Consider the following 15,781-nt stretch of genomic DNA (forward strand, 5'->3'; position numbering starts at 1 on the left):
TGTCCGAAATGCTAGACTCACCTTTTCCTGAATACGGGTTGAGGTGAGTGGATGTCGCAGCAGGTTGGACCGATGGCGTTGACGCAGTTGGGGGATGAGGAGCAGCTTTTTCGCGATACGATTCGACGCTTTGCCGTGGAGCAGATAGCCCCGCTGGTGCGAGGCATGGACGAGTCGCAGCAGATGGACGCCGGGCTTATCCGAAAACTCTTCGAACTTGGGTTGATGGGGATCGAGATTCCCGAGGAGTACGGCGGGGCAGGGGGCTCGTTTTTCAACGCGATTCTCGCGGTCGAGGAGCTCTCCGCGGTCGACCCGTCTGTAGGAGTGATGGTAGATGTGCAGAACACGCTTTGCGTCAATGCGCTGGTGCGATGGGCGAATGAAGAGCAGAAGAAGAGGTATCTGACACGCCTTGCGACAGACACCATCGGATCGTATGCGCTCAGCGAAGCGTCGTCGGGGTCTGATGCCTTTGCGTTGCAGACGCGGGCAGTGAAACGCGGCGAGGATTACCTTCTCAACGGGCAGAAGCTCTGGATTACAAATGCTAAAGAGGCCGGCTTGTTTATCGTCTTTGCGACGATCGATCCGGCGGCAGGGTACAAGGGGATCACGGCGTTTCTGGTAGAGAAAGGCGCGCCCGGATTTACGCTCGGCAAGAAAGAAGACAAGCTTGGTATTCGCGCGTCGAGTACGTGCGAGCTGATCTTTAATGACTGCGTTGTTCCTGCAGCGCAGGTGTTGGGCGAGCCTGGCAAGGGATACAAGATCGCTATCGAGACCTTGAATGAAGGTCGTATCGGGATAGGCTCGCAGATGCTCGGGCTGGCCGAAGGCGCGTGGGGCCATGCGGCGAAGTGGGCGAAAGAGCGCAAGCAGTTTGGCAAGGCGCTGGTGGAGTTTCAGGCGATGCAGTTTCAACTTGCCGAGATGGCGACAGAGATCGAGGCGTCGAGACTGATGGTCTATAACGCGGCGCGGCTGAAGGACGCGAAGCTCGACTTTCTGACCGAGGCGGCGATGTGCAAGTACTTCACGTCGCATGTCGCTGAGCGCGTCGCCAGTCTTGCGGTCGAGGTCTATGGGGGATCGGGCTTTGTGAAGGATTACCCCGTCGAGAAGTTGTATCGCGACGCAAAGATCGGAAAGATCTATGAGGGCACGTCGTTCATGCAGTTAGCTACTATCGCTAAGTTGACGTTGGGCAAGGTTTAGCGCCTCCACGTCGATTCCGGCCTCTGGTCGAATATGACCCAATGCTCTACACTGGAAGAGAGCATTGGTATGACCACTTTACTAAAATCAGAACAACGCGCACCGCTCCCTTTCTAGGATTGGCCTGCGCGGTGGGTGTTTCGACGATCTACTACAACCAGCCGCTTCTGCTGGAGATGGGCCGATCCTACGGCGTTACGGCTGGCCATGTTGGCTTCGTCGCGGTGGCGACCCAGGTCGGTTACGCGTGTGGTTTGCTGGCCTTCGTTCCGCTGGGCGATGTGCTGGAGCGCCGCGCGCTGATGATGCGAATGTATGGCGCGGAGGCGGTTGCGCTTCTGCTGGTCGCGCTTGCCCCTGGACTGACCTGGCTTATTGCTGCGAGTGTGTTGCTCGGACTCTTCGCGTCGGTCACCCACGTTGCGCTTCCGATTGCGCCCGATCTGGTTTCTCATGAAAAGCGCGGCCGGGCTATCGGTACGGTCATGACCGGGCTGTTGCTGGGTATTCTGCTGGCCCGCACCTTCGCGGGTTGGGTGAGCGGTATCCATGGCTGGCGATGGGTCTTTGTGGTGGCTGCGGTGGTGAATGCAGCATTTGTTCCGCTGATGGGGAGGGTGATGCCCAGACTGCCCCCGAAGCAACGATTGCGCTACGCGGACGCAATGAAGTCGCTATGGACGCTCTTTCGGACGCAGCCTCTATTGAGAGAATCCTCCGTTGTCGGCGCGCTTGTCTTTGCGTCCTTCAGCTGCTTTTGGACGACGCTGGCTTTCGTGCTGCACAGTCATTACGGGCTGGGCGCGGGCGTCGCCGGCACGTTTGGTGTGGTCGGCGCGGCGGGAGCATTGGTCGCACCACTTGCGGGCAGGCTGTCCGACCGGCATGGGTCTCGATGGGTCATCTCGGTTGGGATGGGGTTGCTGACGTTCTCCTACGTTTTGTTGTGGTTGGAAGAGCCGATCAAGCTGCCGGTGACAATCCACATCATCGCCCTGGCGGTTGGAGTGCTGGTGCTGGATATAGGAGCGCAAATGACGCAGGTAGCCAACCAGACGCGGATCTTCGGGCTGGTGCCCTCTGCGCGCAGCCGGATCAATACGGTTTATATGACGGTGTACTTTAGCGGGGCAGCGGTTGGGTCAGCGCTGGCTACGATTGCCTGGGCGCATTGGAAGTGGAATGGAGTCTGCGGTCTGGCGATCGGCTTCATCGCACTGGCCGGTCTGCGGCATGCGACCGGAAACCGCGATACTAAAGCAGATCACCACCGGGTAGAGGAAGTCGAAATCTTGCTGGAAGCCTGAGCAAGTCCGTAGACGCAGTGTGCGGTGGTGGGCGAGGCGGGGATCGAACCCACAACCCCGAGCTTAGAAGGCTCGTGCTCTATCCAATTGAGCTACTCGCCCGCGCGCGTCTAGATCGATTGTATCGGGGAAGGGGAGCCTTAGGGTTTGGAAAATTGGCGGGTGCCTAGCCCAAGGCAAGATCCTTACTGCGCAACAGTGCGACGACAGCGTCCAGAGCCGAGGCCCAGTTCTGCTCTGCAGTCTGGGACTCATGACCGACGGCCTTTATATAGAGGCTGACCGCGAAACCCTCCTGTGGACCAGTGAGATCGACGAGTGCAGGGCGGATGACGCAGTCGAGCATGGCATAGGGCTGATCCAGCGGAGACGAGTGGCGTGTCAAACGGTGCATCATTTGCTCCATCTGATGGTAGGAGGCGAAGAGAGATCGTTCGCGCCAAAGGATGTCGATGTAGCTGCCGAAGCCTGCCGGGGCATCGTCGGAACTCACGTCAAGGTTTGCGCGAAGGTTGTCGAGTTCCTCCGCATTCAGCAGCCATGCATCGCACTTCGCGGTGAAGACCGCAGATCGCGGCGCGTTGAGCGCACGCAGAGCATGCATCAGCGGTGGATGCTGCTCGACTTCGGGGAGATGATCGAGGTCGTAGGGGTTCTCGCGGAGATCGATGAATCGGCGATTGCCGGAGGGATCGGATGGGTCAGACCAGGGAACCACAAGCACAGGATCGTCTGAAGAACATTCGGCGGACCAGTCAGAGAGCATTAGAAACTATCTTATGCGTTGGCGAGCAGGAAACGCAGCAGGGTGTGCTCGGCCCAGTAGCCATCGTACCCGGTATCGGCGTCGGGCTGGGCGAGAAAGGCGCAGTGGCCGCCGTGGTGAGTCGTGATCAGCCGGATATTCGGATTCGCCTCGAGTCTGCCGCAACTCTCATCGGTAATGCGGACGAAGGGATCGTCCAGCGCATGGAGGATGAGCGTCGGCACAGCGATCTGGTCGATGACGCGGGCTGCAGCGGCGCGATAGTAATAGTCTTCGGCGCCAGCGAACCCGGAGTAGAGTGCAGTGATGCGGTCGTCCAACTCGCGCAGAGAACGTACTCCGATCGCGAGATTTGGATCGTAGACATGAGGAAACAGTGCGACCTTGCGACGATAGCGGCTCAAGAGGGCGCGAAGAAACTTCAACTCGTAAAGTCGGTTTCGCCTACGGTGCAGAGCATCGGCCGAAGGGCCAAGATCGAGCGCGGGCGATACGCCGATTACGGAATGCAGTTCTGAGGGAGCTGCGGTGCCAAGCTCGCCGGCAAGCTTGAGGACGAGATTTCCGCCCATCGAGTAACCGATCAACGACATCGACCGGAGCCCGCGTTGTGCCACGAAGAAGTTCATCACGGCGAGTACGTCATTGGAGAGGCCCGAATGATAGAGCGTCGGCGTGAGCGCCTCGGTGCCTCCACAGTTACGCATATTCATCCGAATGATGTTGCATCCGGCACGCCACAGCTTGTTCGAGTTGCCAACGACGTACTGCGAATCCGAGGAACCTTCCAGCCCATGCACGATGATCGCTGTTGGTCGTGAAGAACGAACATCTTCCGGTTGCCAGTGGCAGTGGCAAAGAACCTGGCTTGCGATCTGGCGGGCTGTGGCCGGCGAAACCTCGACGAAGGTCGCCTCGGGCGCGGGCAGGCTATTGAGTCGCGGCAAGTAGTTGCCCATGATCGTTTGCAGATGTCCGTTGATGATGAAACGGCGAGGTTGAAACTCAGCAGCGTGGCTTTCGATGCTCTCGATCTCGGCTGTCGGCGTCACTGTTTCTCCGCTAGAGCTTGGATGCGGGCAAGAAATTGCGTGGCGTTGAGTGCGCCGGTTGGCTCGTCCTCGTGCTTGAAGTAGACGTAGACGTCGCGCTGCTGGGCGAGAGTTGCGAAACGCTGCGCGAAGGCGTCAAGCTCAATTGCCGAATAACCGCTGCTCCGCCGCAACCGATAGCAGGTATGGCCCTCCGCAGTATGCACCTCTGGCGTCAGCAGGTCATCGCTCTCGGCAATACAAACCGCCGCGTTATGCTCGCGCAAAATCGAGTAAATCTTCTCGTCAAACCACGATTCGTGACGGAATTCAAAAGCGATCGGCGGGGCGGCCTTTTCGTGAAGCGCGGAAAGAAAAAGGAAGGTGCTGAGAAGTTCGGCGTCAGCCTTGAAGTTAGGAGGAAGCTGGAAGAGCAGCAGGCCAAGTTTGTCCGCCTGACGAACTGGCTCAAGCGTTGCCACAAACTGGGCTACAAGTTCTTCGCAGTTGCGTAAGCGCTTGAGGTGGGTGATGCGCTGGGGCGCCTTGAAGCTGAAGCGAAAGTCTGGCGGCGTCGCGGCAAGCCAGCCCTCTAGTATCTTCGCCGTCGGCAAGGCACGGAAGGTGTAATTGACCTCCACCGAGGTGAGTTGCGAGGCATAAAACTCTAGGAATTTCTTCGCTGGCGTCCCCGCAGGATAGAATTCGGGCTTCCAGGTCGGATAGGCCCAGCCCGATGTCCCGGCGTATAGGCGCGCCAAGGTTCTAGGAGCGGCGACCGGTACGGGCGTTGAGGAAGCTTTAGGAACGCGGGACAAGGTTGATCCGCAGTCTGAAGATTTGAGAAGTTTGGGGCGGCTAGTGGGTTTCGAACCCACGACATCCGCTGCCACAGAGCGGCGTTCTGCCACTGAACTATAGCCGCCGTATACTGGAATTATAGCACTGGCCGCCTGCGGGGCAATCTCTCGGTGGGGGCGAGAGGGTCCGATGCCGTTTACCGCGAAACCCGAGGTTCTGTCACCCCGCATCAAGCGCGGGGGAAAAGCCTTTGATGACGAGAATCTCGATCTGCTTTCGCACGTTCTAGACGATTTCATCAGGATCCCCGGCACCTCGATCCGCTTCGGTCTGGACGGCATTGTGGGGTTCATACCCGGCATCGGAGATCTGATCGGCGGCATTGCCTCTTGCATCATTATCGTCGCGGCCTGGGTACGCGGAGTCTCCTATGTCACCGTTGCGCGTATGGTGACCAATGTTGCGATTGAGGTCGTGGTCGGCTCGATTCCGGTTCTCGGCGATATGTTCGATATCGCCTGGCGCGCTAACCGACGTAACTACGCTCTTCTCGTCGGCAGTGTCGATGAGCCGCGCAAACACACGTTGCAGAGCTGGCTCTTTCTTGGGGCCGTCTGTCTTGTGTTGGCCGCACTGGTAATTTTGCCGCTACTTCTACTCACCTGGGTCTTTGACGGTCTCTTCCATACGCTCTTCGGGACCAGCAGCCACGGCCTCTTTCGAACGTTGTGATCGCCGTAGCACGTTCGATGCGATAAACTAAAAAGAGTCGGGGCGTAGCGCAGTCTGGTAGCGCATCTGGTTTGGGACCAGAGGGTCGGGGGTTCGAATCCCTCCGCCCCGACCATCAAAACAACAATTATTTCTATAACTTACATGGCTTTCTCAGCGATGGATACCGCAGGGGATACCGCTTTGCAGCTATGGAAGTCAATCTCACTAAACGGATCGAGACTCGAGAAGGAAGGCGATACGTCTCGGTCGTAATCGCCGCTAACGGGCGCGTAAAGCCAAATTGGGTGCTGGTAAATGGAAGGCCCGAAAAACGCGAAACCTGAATCTACTATCTGGACTGGCGGGAGAATGGGAAGCGCCAGCGTCTCTCTGTTGGCAGGGAATCAGACGCAGCGCATCAGCGCCAGATGCAAAAACTAGCTGAGCTGCGCGCACTCTCCCAAGGACTAGTCGTCACAGATGTCGAAGAGGAAGCAAACAAGAATCATGTCAAAGTGGCGGTGCATGACTTTCTGGAAGAAGTGCAACTCACAAAGCAGGACAAACATGGCGCGGCTACAAGATCGCGCTCAAGTATTTTCAGGAATCATGTGACAGGACGCACCTTGAGGACATCCAGCGCATTGACCTGTTACGTTTTTCTGCATTCCTGCGAGATAAGAAAAAGCTTGCGCCACGAACTGTCCACAACAAGTTCGCGTGCGTGCTGACGTTCTTGGAGGCGCAAGGTGTTTCGAAACTCGTGGAAGAAGGACCGTCCCCGCTTCGTCGATCTCCATCGCAAAATCGTTGGAGGACATTATGTTCGAGTCGAGGAACGCTCGGCGATCAAAGTGGGGCAGATAGAGCCTGCGTATCTATCTGACAAATAGAGAGTTGTAGCGCGAGGTCAAGACCGATGACATGCAGCGAAATTCGCATGAGAGACTTCGCAGAAATCTCCTCCAAATTTGCCGTGGCGCACACTGAAAAGGCGATTCGGCTTTGGAGGATATCGATGCCCTGAGATTGGAAATTTCAGGACGAACACGTTTTGGTTGCTTGAGATCATCAAGAGCGAAGGCGTGGTCTATAACGCGGCGGGAGAAGGCAAGACGGCACCGGTGGCTCCTCAGGACATCGCCGCTGTGGCAGTTCAGGTGCTGACAAACCCGACGCCCCAGAGATCCTAGAGGTTACAGGGGATGAACTGCTCACCGTGCCTGAACAGATAGGCATTGTTTCGCGCGCGACGGGCCAGCCGATCCGGGTTGTGGAGATCAATAGCGAGCAGGCAGAACAGGGCCTCTTAAAAGCAGGAACGGCTCCGTTTATGGCTAAAGCAGTGTCTAGCACCTACGAGGAGGTTCGTAGTGGCAAGTTGGCGTTCATGCGAGATGCAGTCCAAAAAACGCAAAGAGGGCCTTGCCTGTGACCTATGTGTGGTGGGTCGAATCGCAACGGACACGGCTCGCTTAATCTGCGTCACACTTTGGCCAGGACAATGCCCGGCATCGCCGGGCATCTGCGATCGGTTGGATTGCATCGCTTAACACGAGGATTGCTGGAGATGCTGTTCCGGGATCGCAGAGATGCTGGCCGCGTGCTGGCCCGAACCGTCGCAAAGCTGCACGATCTAAGAGATGCGATTGTGCTTGGATTGCCTCGTGGCGGTGTGCCGGTCGCCTATGGTTGCACGCGAACTGACCTTCCGCTGGACATCTTCATCGTTCGTAAGCTTGGAGTCCCAGGGCAGCAAGAGCTTGCCATGGGAGCCATCGCAAGCGGCGGTATGGTCGTCATCAATTCATCGGTAGTCCACAACTTGGACATTTCCTCTGAAATCATCAAAACGGTCGCAAAACGCGAAGAACTGGAGATCGAGGAAATACCAAGTCGAATTCGGAATGCCTCTATCGACGATTGCCGGGCTCAGATCGTTTCTGCCCTCCTACAGAAGCATTGGAACCTCGACCATTCCGAGTAGAGCAAACCCTTTCGCGGCTTCCGCAGCCCTGGTGGTTGGTCAAAGACGTTAGCGATCGCCCGAACCTTTGCGTCTGGCACTGCGAAGCGGATTGAAAAGGCGCACTCCTGGAAAGTGCTTTTCATTGTCCGTCACGACAACGCAGTCATTGGCCTCGGCGATGGCGGCAACCACCATATCGAACGCGCTTCGTGGCCTGCCCACCGATGTGCCTTCGGCCATGAGGCGAGCCCATACGAGGGCCGCGTGTTCGTCAAACGGCAACACACGGCCTCGAAATAGGGCCTGAGGACCTTCTGCGCCCCCAAACCATTCTTCGAGTTCTCTCCGCTTTTTCCCGGCGGGTTTCTCCAGGATGCCTCGCCAGATCTCCGCCAAGCTTAATGAAGAGATGAAGAGGTCTCCGTCTGCCTGGTCCGCCATCCATTCGAGTAACGGCTGGGATGGATAGGGCTTGGTAACGTTGCTGATGATGTTGGTGTCAAGGAGATGCTGCATCAGAGATCGACTTTCCTGCCCGTATTCAGCTGCCTTTCGATCTTCAGATCAGCTCCAACCAAAGGCGAACGCCGGAGTGCCGCAAGAATTCCGCCTTTCTGGGGAACATCAGCGACCGTTCTCATCATCTCTAGACGAATACGGCTCGCCTCCGGGTCGTCCTGCGCAAGTCTCTTTGCTAGGGAACGAATCAGATTGCGATCCGTGTCGAGACCAAGTACTTCGAACCGTGCCAATCCCTTCTTCTGAAGACGGCTTCTGAAGTTCTTCACAGCGCGTTTCTGGGCAGTATTGCTCATGTCTGGCCTCCAATCTATATCCAGTAATATATCCAGAATATCTGAAAGCTGCAACTTGATTCTTCGACCATCTTGGAAGAAAGACGTAATGAACGCGACGGCCCGATCGTCGAGCTCTGCACTGTTCACTGCAGCGGCAGAGTCGCCATCCTGGTCGGCTTGATCCGCACCCAGTTGTCATTCTTTTAAGTGTTGATAATCAAGAGAATGTGAGCATAAGTGGCAATCCAGACACCTGTTTTCCCGGCCTGTTCAAGAACGCCCTTGAGCAGAGAAGCACCGGTGGAAAGGGTTGATAATGACACTTTGCAATTGTTGGGGTGCGGGTGTATAGTTCGACGCCGAGTGACGGCTTTCTTCGTTTGGCAGTACGAGCGTAGCTCTAAAGATTTGTCATTCTTGCAGCAATCGCCGCGTTCCAGCTCCCGACACGCAGCTACTGGGGTTCGGCGTCTAGCTTGTCTCTCCCTCTAAAGCGCTACCTTGAGTCTTGAATTGCGTGTAAGGAGCTAGCCATGAGAGTGCTTGACCCCGTGTCGTTCATTTTACGCAAGAAGGGTTCTGATATCTGGTCCGTACCCTCCGATGCGACAGTTTATTCCGTTATGCAGATGATGGCCGATAAGGATGTGGGCGCGCTGCTGGTCATCGATCAAGGCCAACTAGTGGGCCTCGTTTCGGAGAGAGACTACGCGAGAAAGGTCATCCTCCTGGGACGAGGCTCAAAGGATACCCCGGTGAGCGAGATCATGGTTGCATCGCCGATTACCATCCGCCCAGAGTGTTCCGTTGACGAAGCCATGCGACTTATCACAACGAACCGGATTCGCCATCTTCCTGTGGTTTGCGACGGAAAAATTCTTGGGATGATTTCAATCGGAGACCTTGTGAATTGGATGGCTTTCGCGCAGGACCAGACGATCGAACACCTCGAGCACTACATCGAGGGAAAATACCCTTGCTAGGCCGGCTGATAGGATCAGCCGAGATCGTGTGTGACAGCTATGATGGCATCCCAAAGTGGTGCGGGGTAGACGCCTAGCAGAAGTATGAGACCAGTGAGAACTGTGAGCGCCAGGGTAGCTGGGAGAGACAATGGCTGTATAGATGACTCTTCCTCTAGGCCAGGGCCTTCCGACTGGGAGTACATGGCGACAATGATGCGCAGGTAGTAGAACAAACCGATGGTGCTGCTGGCGACGAGGGTGAAGAGAAGTAGCCATCGGGATTGTGAAGCGCCGGCCGCGATGACGTAGAACTTACCGAGGAATCCTGCCGTGAGCGGAATCCCGGCAAGGGAAAGAAGTGTTGTAGTGAATGCACCTGCGACGAGGGGCCTCTTCCAAAAGAGTCCACGGTAGTCGTCGATGGAGGCAGCTTCGAGTCGCGGGCCGGACAGGACGGTCATCAGGCCGAAGGCGCTGAGGATCGTCGCTGCATAGGCGATGAGGTAGTAGGTGGCCGCCGGAGCGCCGAGTACTCCGCCGGCGAGCAACGCAACCAGCAGATAGCCCATGTGAGCGATCGATGAAAATGCCAGGATCCTCTTGACGTTGGTCTGCGCCAGCGCGAGAAGGTTTCCCGTCAGCATGGAAGCGATCGCAATGATCGTGAGAACCAGCCCCGGCGCTCCTGCCACTCCTGCGTCTTGCACGTGGAACCAGCGCAAAAGAAATGCAAACATCCCAGCCTTCGATACGGTGGCAATGAACGCCGTTACCGGCAGGGGTGCGCCTTCGTAGACGTCCGGCGTCCAGAGTTGAAATGGAACGACCGCCAGTTTGAAACCGATTCCCGTGAGCACGAGCATCAGGCCAGTCAGAAGAAATAGGCTCGTGGGCTCGGAGGCGCGGGTCATCGCCGCCGAGAACTGAAAGAGTTCCATCGACCCTGACTCCGCATAGATCAACGCGAGACCAAATAGCAGAACGGAGGATGATGACGCAGCAAGAATCAAGTACTTGATCCCCGCTTCGATACATGAACTCTCGGTTCGCACGTAGGAGATCAGGCTGTAGAGCGCCACGCTCAGCAATTCCAACCCAAGAAAGAACGACGCAAAGTTGCGGCTGATCACAAGCACCATTGCGCCTGTCGTCGCGAGCAGCACAAGAAGATAAAATTCCTCCGGGCGTTCCTGGCGGCGCTTCAGGTAGTCGTAGCCGAATAGGAATACAAATGCTGCCGCACCGAGGAGAATCGCCATGTAGAGACGCGAATAGGAATCGAGAATCAACAGGGTGGCGATCTGGCGCGGTGCAGCGGATGCAGCAAGCAGAAGGCTCGCCAGGGCGGCTGCCACGCCGATCAGCGAGATCGCAAAGACAACTTTGTGATTGTGCCGGATTGCGATCGCGATCATCACAACGATTGCGGTCGTCGAAATCGTAAGCAGCGGCAGCAGCGCAACAAAATCAGCGACATTCATATCTCATCTCCTGACGATCTGCTGCGGGAACGCACTTTGATGCATGGCGGCGAGGCTGGGCCGTAACGTGTTCAAGACGGGCTGCGGATACAGGCCGATCCAGAGGAGACAAAGGATCATCGGTCCCAGAATCATCCACTCGCGAAAGCGCATGTCCGGCAGGCTGAGATGGTGCAGGTTCGGGCCGTGGAACACGCCTTGAGCGAACTTCAATCCGTAGAGAGTTGCCGCGAGAAGACCCAGCGTCGCGACGACGGTGAGGCTGACGTTGGCCCGGTATGCCCCAAGAAGGACGAGAAATTCACCCACAAAATCGCCCAGTCCTGGAAGTCCAAGCGAGGCCATGGCAAACAGAAGACCCGCCCCGCTGAGGACAGGCATGGTCTCCCAAAGGCCGCCCATCTCTGATATCTCACGGGTGTGCATCCTCTCCTGAAGGAGGCCGGCAAGGACGAACAGCGCGCCCGTACTGATTCCATGGCTAATCATCTGGATTACGGCTCCCTCGAGCGCAATTTCATTTCCCGCGAAGACTCCGAGGAGAACGAATCCCATGTGGCTGACGCTGGTGTAGGCGACGAGGCGCTTGAGATCGGTTTGGCCGACAGCAAGTATCGCGCCGTAGAGGATTCCGATGACGCCGACGGTCATCATGAGAGGAGCCAATTCGCGCGACTGGCCTGGAAAGAGAGGTAAAACGAAACGGATGAGTCCGTACGCGCCCGTCTTCAGGAGAAGTCCGGCAAGGATTACGCTACCGGCGGTGGGAGCTTCCGTATGTGCATCCGGGAGCCATGTGTGAAAGGGGAATACGGGCAGTTTAACCGCAAACGCAACAAAGAATCCAAGCATCAAGAGACGTCCCGAGCGGGGCGATAGCGTTGTATTGAGCAACTGTTCGTAGTCGAAGGTGAAAACGCCGGTCGCGTGCTGATGGAGAACGGCCAGCGAAATGATCGCGACCAGCATCAGCAGGCCGCTCAATTGCGTGAAGAGGAAGAACTTCGTCGCAGCGTATATCCGCCGTTCATGGCCCCATATGCCGATCAGGAAGTACATCGGCACGAGCATCAACTCCCAGAAAAGATAGAAGACAAACAGATCCGCAGCCAGGAACACGCCGGTGATACCTGCCAGTACCCAGAGCAGATTGAAGTGAAAGAAACCGACTCTCTGCCGGATCTCCGTCCACGAGGAAAGAATGGCCACAATGCCTAGAAAGTAAGTGAGGAGCAGCAACGCCAGACTAAGGCCGTCGAGTGCGAGATGGAAGCGGATGCCGAACTGCGAGATCCAGGGGAAGTTGCACTCTTGCAGCCAGCGTTGTGTTGCAGGCCGAGACCGTCCGGTGTTGGCGATCCATATCCCGAGGGTGAGCACCAGATCGGCTCCCACGCTGGCCATGGCGATCCAACGCGCAGACGCTACATGTCGGCGGGCGACGATCCAGGAGGAGGTGCCGCCGACGAGCAGAATCAGAATCAGACTGAGTAGGATCATCACGATACCTCATCGGGCAAAGAATGCGATCGCGAGGATCGCAACGGTTCCCATGGCAATTCCCATTGCATACCAACGCACGTGGCCAGTTTGCATCCGATGCAAGCTCCGATAGCCAAGCATGACAAGCTGCCCCACATCCTGGACGGGCACATCCACAACGTCGCTCTTGCTCTTCCGGGTAAGCCACTGGAACGGGCGGACGAACAGACGGTCGTACACAAGGTCGAAGCCCAAGCCTGCGAGCCAGAGCCTTGGCAGGAAGCCCTGGGCGGGAAGCCGCGAACGGTGCGGACCGTAGAGAAGGTACGCCAGCGCGAGGCCGAGCCCGAACGCAGCACTGGCACAGAGCGCAGTGATGGTTTCAGTAATAGGACCTATGTGAACCTCTTCGAGCGGAGGCAAGGCGCTGCTTAGAAAGTTTGAAAGTGCGGGGACGCCGCCAAAGTGTGGCGGCGTATCGACATATCCGCCTGTAAGCGACAATACGCAAAGTGCGACGAGGGAGATGCGAACAGCCGCGCCGCTTTCCGCTTTCACGTGTGCCTGCTGCGGACCGTAGAAGGTCAGCGAGATCATCCTGAAGGTATAGAGCGAGGTCAGCATGGCTCCCGTCATGCCTGCGATCCAGAACAACGCACTTCCATTCGGGCCCGCCCAGGATTGCCATAGGATGAGGTCCTTGCTGAAGAAACCGGCGGTTATCAGTGGTAGGCCGGCCAATGCCGATCCGCCAATCACGAACGACCAGAATGCGAGCCGCAGTTCAGAGCGAAGCCCGCCCATACGGTAGAGGTCCTGCTCATGTGTTGCGTGAATGACAACTCCTGCAGCCAGGAAGAGAAGCGCCTTAAAGAAGGCGTGCGTCATAAGGTGGAAGAGGGCAGCCGACCAGGCACCCAGTCCGAGCGCGAGGAACATGTAGCCGATCTGGCTGATAGTGGAGTACGCCAGCACTCGCTTCAAATCATGCTGGGCAAGCGCACTGAAGGCCGCCAGCAGCATCGTGGCGGCTCCAAGGATTGCCACTGCGAACTGGACGGGAGGAGCCAGCGTGAAGAGCACATGCGTGCGTGCAATCAGGTAAACTCCCGCGGTCACCATGGTCGCGGCGTGAATGAGTGCGCTCGTGGGGGTGGGGCCGGCCATCGCGTCCGGCAACCAGGTTTGAAGCGGCAATTGCGCGGATTTACCAACCGCCCCGCCCAATAGCAGCGCTGCTGCTGCCACCGCAATCCCGCTGCCCGGGTTCCATTGCGCCGAGGAGCGATGCATCAGCTCCTGAATGTCCAGCGTTCCCAGCTTGGTAAACAAAAGGAACAACCCCACGGCAAAGGCGGTATCGCCAACCCGGGTTACGATAAAGGCTTTGCGCGCTGCACGTACGTTCACCGGATCCCGATACCAGAAGCCGATCAGAAGAAAGCTGCAGAGCCCTACACCTTCCCAACCCAGGTACAGCAAGAGCAGATTATTCGCGAGCACAAGCGTGATCATCGACGCCGCAAAGAGGTTCATGTAAGCAAAAAATCGCGCGTACCCTTCGTCGTCACGCATGTACTCAACGGAATAGAGATGAATCAGGAAGCCAACAAACGTGACGACCAGAAGCATTAGAAGCGCAACAGAATCGAGATAGAACGCGACCTCGGGTTGGAATCCACCGATATTCATCCACGTCCACAGGTGCTGGACATAAGAGTTGCCGGCAGGTGGCGACGCAATGAACTCGGAGCCAATCAGCAGAGTGAGCGCCGCGGCAAACCCAATGGACCCGGCACCCGCGATCGCGACCACTTTGCGGGGCAACTGGGAACCGAACAGCGCAAGCAAGGCAGCGCTGGCAAACGGAATGGCCGCAACAAGCCATAACAGTTGAAACATGTCAGCCTCTCAACTCACTGGCCGCGTCCACATCCAATGCGGCCTGCTTCTTATGGAACAGGAGTACGAATGCCAATCCGACAGAGACTTCAGCCGCCGCCATTGCGAGAATAAACAGAAACATTATCTGACCGTCCGGCTGCCCCCAGCGGGAGCCAGCCGCTACGAATGCCAAGCCGCTTGCATTGAGCATGATCTCAATGCACATGAGCGTGAAGATCAGGTTCCGCCTCGTCAGAAGTCCCGCTAGGCCCAACGTGAACAGGATTGCCGCCAGAATCAGCGCGTGCTGCATCGGCACTTGTAGCATGTTGCACCTCCTCTCTTGTGATTTCACGATTTCCTAGATGACATGCGCCCACCAGCCCTGCCGTCAACAACAGAGACACGAATTCGACTCCGATCCAGTAAGTCCTGAATAGCGCCACGCCAACCTGCTTTGGACTTACGGCGTTAGCTAGCGAGGGCGTGCTGCCGGATGTGACGGTACAGTAGGCCAGTTCTGCTAACAAGATCAGCGAGAGGGCGAGAGGGCCGTACCAGTTTCGAGGTTTCAGCCACTCGCGTTCCACTTCCATCGCATGCCCGGCCACGTTGAGCATCATTACGACGAACACAAAGAGCACCATGATGGCGCCCGCATAAATCATGACTTCAAGCGCAGCCACAAAGACCGCACCCAGGACATACAGGTCCGCCGCGACGGCCAGAAGCGACACGACCAGATAAAGCAGTGCGTGAACCGCATGACGCTGCGTGATGGCGAGCAGCGTCGCGATGACGGCAACAATACCCGCGAGATAGAAAAGCGTGACCATAGCGCATCCTCAAGGCATCAGGCTGTGGGTGTCGACCGGCGCAATTTCGTTCTCAGCTTCTCCTTTATCCTTGCCATCGATTGCGACTCCCGCCACGCGCCAGAAGTTGTAATCGGGATACTTTCCCGGACCTTCAATCTGCAGATCGGCTTTCTCGTACACGAGATTTTGCCGCTTGTACTCGCCCATCTCGAAGTCCGGCGTTAGCTGAATCGCGTACGTGGGGCACGCTTCTTCGCAGTAGCCGCAGAATATGCAGCGGGAAAAATTGATTCGGAAGAACTCCGGGTATCTCCGGCCGTGCTCGTCCTCCGTCGCCTGGAGAGAGATGCAATCTACCGGACAGGCCACGGCGCAGAGATTGCACGCGACGCAGCGTTCCCCACCGTCGGGATCCTTCGTGAGAACGATGCGACCCCGATACCTAGGCGCGAGATAGGGCTTTTCCTCCGGATACAGAACTGTCACGCGCCGCGCAAAGGCATGCCGGAAGACCTCCCACAAAGAGCGCACAAGGCTGATCACAAAAA

At 57.2% G+C, this 15,781-nt stretch carries 17 protein-coding genes and 3 tRNA genes; 7 read left to right on the top strand and 13 right to left on the bottom strand.

Annotated elements, in window-relative coordinates:
• The first annotated feature begins 51 nt into the window (after positions 1-51).
• Both RBB80_RS08730 and RBB80_RS08735 read left to right on the top strand, forming a co-directional pair.
• Positions 52-1,218, top strand: a complete 1,167-nt coding sequence (locus RBB80_RS08730; RefSeq protein ID WP_433967845.1) for an acyl-CoA dehydrogenase — start codon at positions 52-54, stop codon at positions 1,216-1,218.
• A 131-nt stretch (positions 1,219-1,349) separates the two neighbouring features.
• Complete coding sequence (locus tag RBB80_RS08735) at positions 1,350-2,525, top strand: MFS transporter (RefSeq protein ID WP_433967846.1); 1,176 nt, start codon at positions 1,350-1,352, stop codon at positions 2,523-2,525.
• A 25-nt stretch (positions 2,526-2,550) separates the two neighbouring features.
• On the opposite strand, the gene RBB80_RS08740 is transcribed toward RBB80_RS08735, so the two are convergent.
• The 5 genes from RBB80_RS08740 to RBB80_RS08760 form a co-directional block, all read right to left on the bottom strand.
• Positions 2,551-2,627: transfer RNA gene (locus RBB80_RS08740), tRNA-Arg, on the bottom strand.
• A 64-nt stretch (positions 2,628-2,691) separates the two neighbouring features.
• Positions 2,692-3,291: a hypothetical protein gene (locus tag RBB80_RS08745; RefSeq protein WP_433967847.1), complete on the bottom strand. Its 600-nt coding sequence runs from the start codon at positions 3,289-3,291 to the stop codon at positions 2,692-2,694.
• Positions 3,292-3,302: 11 nt separating this feature from the next.
• A complete protein-coding gene (locus tag RBB80_RS08750; protein WP_433967848.1) occupies positions 3,303-4,343 on the bottom strand; it encodes a YheT family hydrolase in 1,041 nt (346 codons plus the stop codon).
• A complete protein-coding gene (locus RBB80_RS08755) occupies positions 4,340-5,140 on the bottom strand; it encodes a DUF72 domain-containing protein (RefSeq protein ID WP_433967849.1) in 801 nt (266 codons plus the stop codon). The genes RBB80_RS08750 and RBB80_RS08755 overlap by 4 nt, the downstream gene beginning before the upstream one ends.
• Positions 5,141-5,172: 32 nt before the next feature.
• Positions 5,173-5,247, bottom strand: a tRNA-His gene (locus RBB80_RS08760).
• Positions 5,248-5,312: 65 nt separating this feature from the next.
• Here RBB80_RS08760 and RBB80_RS08765 point away from each other — a divergent pair.
• The 4 genes from RBB80_RS08765 to RBB80_RS08780 all read left to right on the top strand — a co-directional run bounded on the left by RBB80_RS08765 (position 5,313) and on the right by RBB80_RS08780 (position 7,824).
• Positions 5,313-5,855, top strand: a complete 543-nt coding sequence (locus RBB80_RS08765; protein ID WP_433967850.1) for a DUF4112 domain-containing protein — start codon at positions 5,313-5,315, stop codon at positions 5,853-5,855.
• A 38-nt stretch (positions 5,856-5,893) separates the two neighbouring features.
• Positions 5,894-5,970 (top strand) — tRNA-Pro (locus tag RBB80_RS08770).
• A gap of 925 nt (positions 5,971-6,895) precedes the next feature.
• Positions 6,896-7,030 (top strand): hypothetical protein, encoded by a 135-nt coding sequence (locus tag RBB80_RS08775; protein WP_433967851.1) that lies wholly within the window; start codon positions 6,896-6,898, stop codon positions 7,028-7,030.
• A gap of 377 nt (positions 7,031-7,407) precedes the next feature.
• Positions 7,408-7,824, top strand: coding sequence for a hypothetical protein (locus RBB80_RS08780; protein ID WP_433967852.1), 417 nt, complete (start codon positions 7,408-7,410; stop codon positions 7,822-7,824).
• 48 nt (positions 7,825-7,872) lie between these two features.
• On the opposite strand, the gene RBB80_RS08785 is transcribed toward RBB80_RS08780, so the two are convergent.
• Positions 7,873-8,322: a type II toxin-antitoxin system VapC family toxin gene (locus RBB80_RS08785; RefSeq protein WP_433967853.1), complete on the bottom strand. Its 450-nt coding sequence runs from the start codon at positions 8,320-8,322 to the stop codon at positions 7,873-7,875.
• The gene (locus tag RBB80_RS08790) at positions 8,322-8,621 is read right to left on the bottom strand and encodes a hypothetical protein (RefSeq protein WP_433967854.1); all 300 of its coding nucleotides are present in this window, start codon (positions 8,619-8,621) and stop codon (positions 8,322-8,324) included. Before RBB80_RS08790 ends, RBB80_RS08785 begins: the two co-directional genes overlap by 1 nt.
• Before the next feature lie 515 nt (positions 8,622-9,136).
• Here RBB80_RS08790 and RBB80_RS08795 point away from each other — a divergent pair.
• Positions 9,137-9,586, top strand: coding sequence for a CBS domain-containing protein (locus RBB80_RS08795; protein ID WP_433967855.1), 450 nt, complete (start codon positions 9,137-9,139; stop codon positions 9,584-9,586).
• Between the two features lie 14 nt (positions 9,587-9,600).
• Here RBB80_RS08795 and RBB80_RS08800 read toward each other — a convergent pair whose 3' ends face one another.
• Genes RBB80_RS08800 through nuoI form a run of 6 tightly spaced genes read right to left on the bottom strand, consistent with a single transcriptional unit; the run spans position 9,601 to position 15,776 of the window.
• Positions 9,601-11,049, bottom strand: a complete 1,449-nt coding sequence (locus RBB80_RS08800) for an NADH-quinone oxidoreductase subunit N (protein ID WP_433967856.1) — start codon at positions 11,047-11,049, stop codon at positions 9,601-9,603.
• Between the two features lie 3 nt (positions 11,050-11,052).
• Positions 11,053-12,549, bottom strand: coding sequence for an NADH-quinone oxidoreductase subunit M (nuoM, locus tag RBB80_RS08805; protein ID WP_433967857.1), 1,497 nt, complete (start codon positions 12,547-12,549; stop codon positions 11,053-11,055).
• A gap of 9 nt (positions 12,550-12,558) precedes the next feature.
• Positions 12,559-14,433, bottom strand: a complete 1,875-nt coding sequence (gene nuoL / locus RBB80_RS08810; RefSeq protein WP_433967858.1) for an NADH-quinone oxidoreductase subunit L — start codon at positions 14,431-14,433, stop codon at positions 12,559-12,561.
• A 1-nt stretch (position 14,434) separates the two neighbouring features.
• Complete coding sequence (gene nuoK, locus RBB80_RS08815; protein ID WP_433967859.1) at positions 14,435-14,743, bottom strand: NADH-quinone oxidoreductase subunit NuoK; 309 nt, start codon at positions 14,741-14,743, stop codon at positions 14,435-14,437.
• Positions 14,631-15,251, bottom strand: a complete 621-nt coding sequence (gene nuoJ, locus RBB80_RS08820; protein ID WP_433967860.1) for an NADH-quinone oxidoreductase subunit J — start codon at positions 15,249-15,251, stop codon at positions 14,631-14,633. Before nuoJ ends, nuoK begins: the two co-directional genes overlap by 113 nt.
• A gap of 9 nt (positions 15,252-15,260) precedes the next feature.
• Positions 15,261-15,776, bottom strand: a complete 516-nt coding sequence (gene nuoI, locus RBB80_RS08825; RefSeq protein WP_433967861.1) for an NADH-quinone oxidoreductase subunit NuoI — start codon at positions 15,774-15,776, stop codon at positions 15,261-15,263.
• Positions 15,777-15,781 lie beyond the last annotated feature (5 nt).

Origin of the sequence: Tunturiibacter gelidiferens (assembly GCF_051013345.1) — a bacterium.
Taxonomy (GTDB): Bacteria; Acidobacteriota; Terriglobia; order Terriglobales; family Acidobacteriaceae; genus Edaphobacter; species Edaphobacter gelidiferens_A.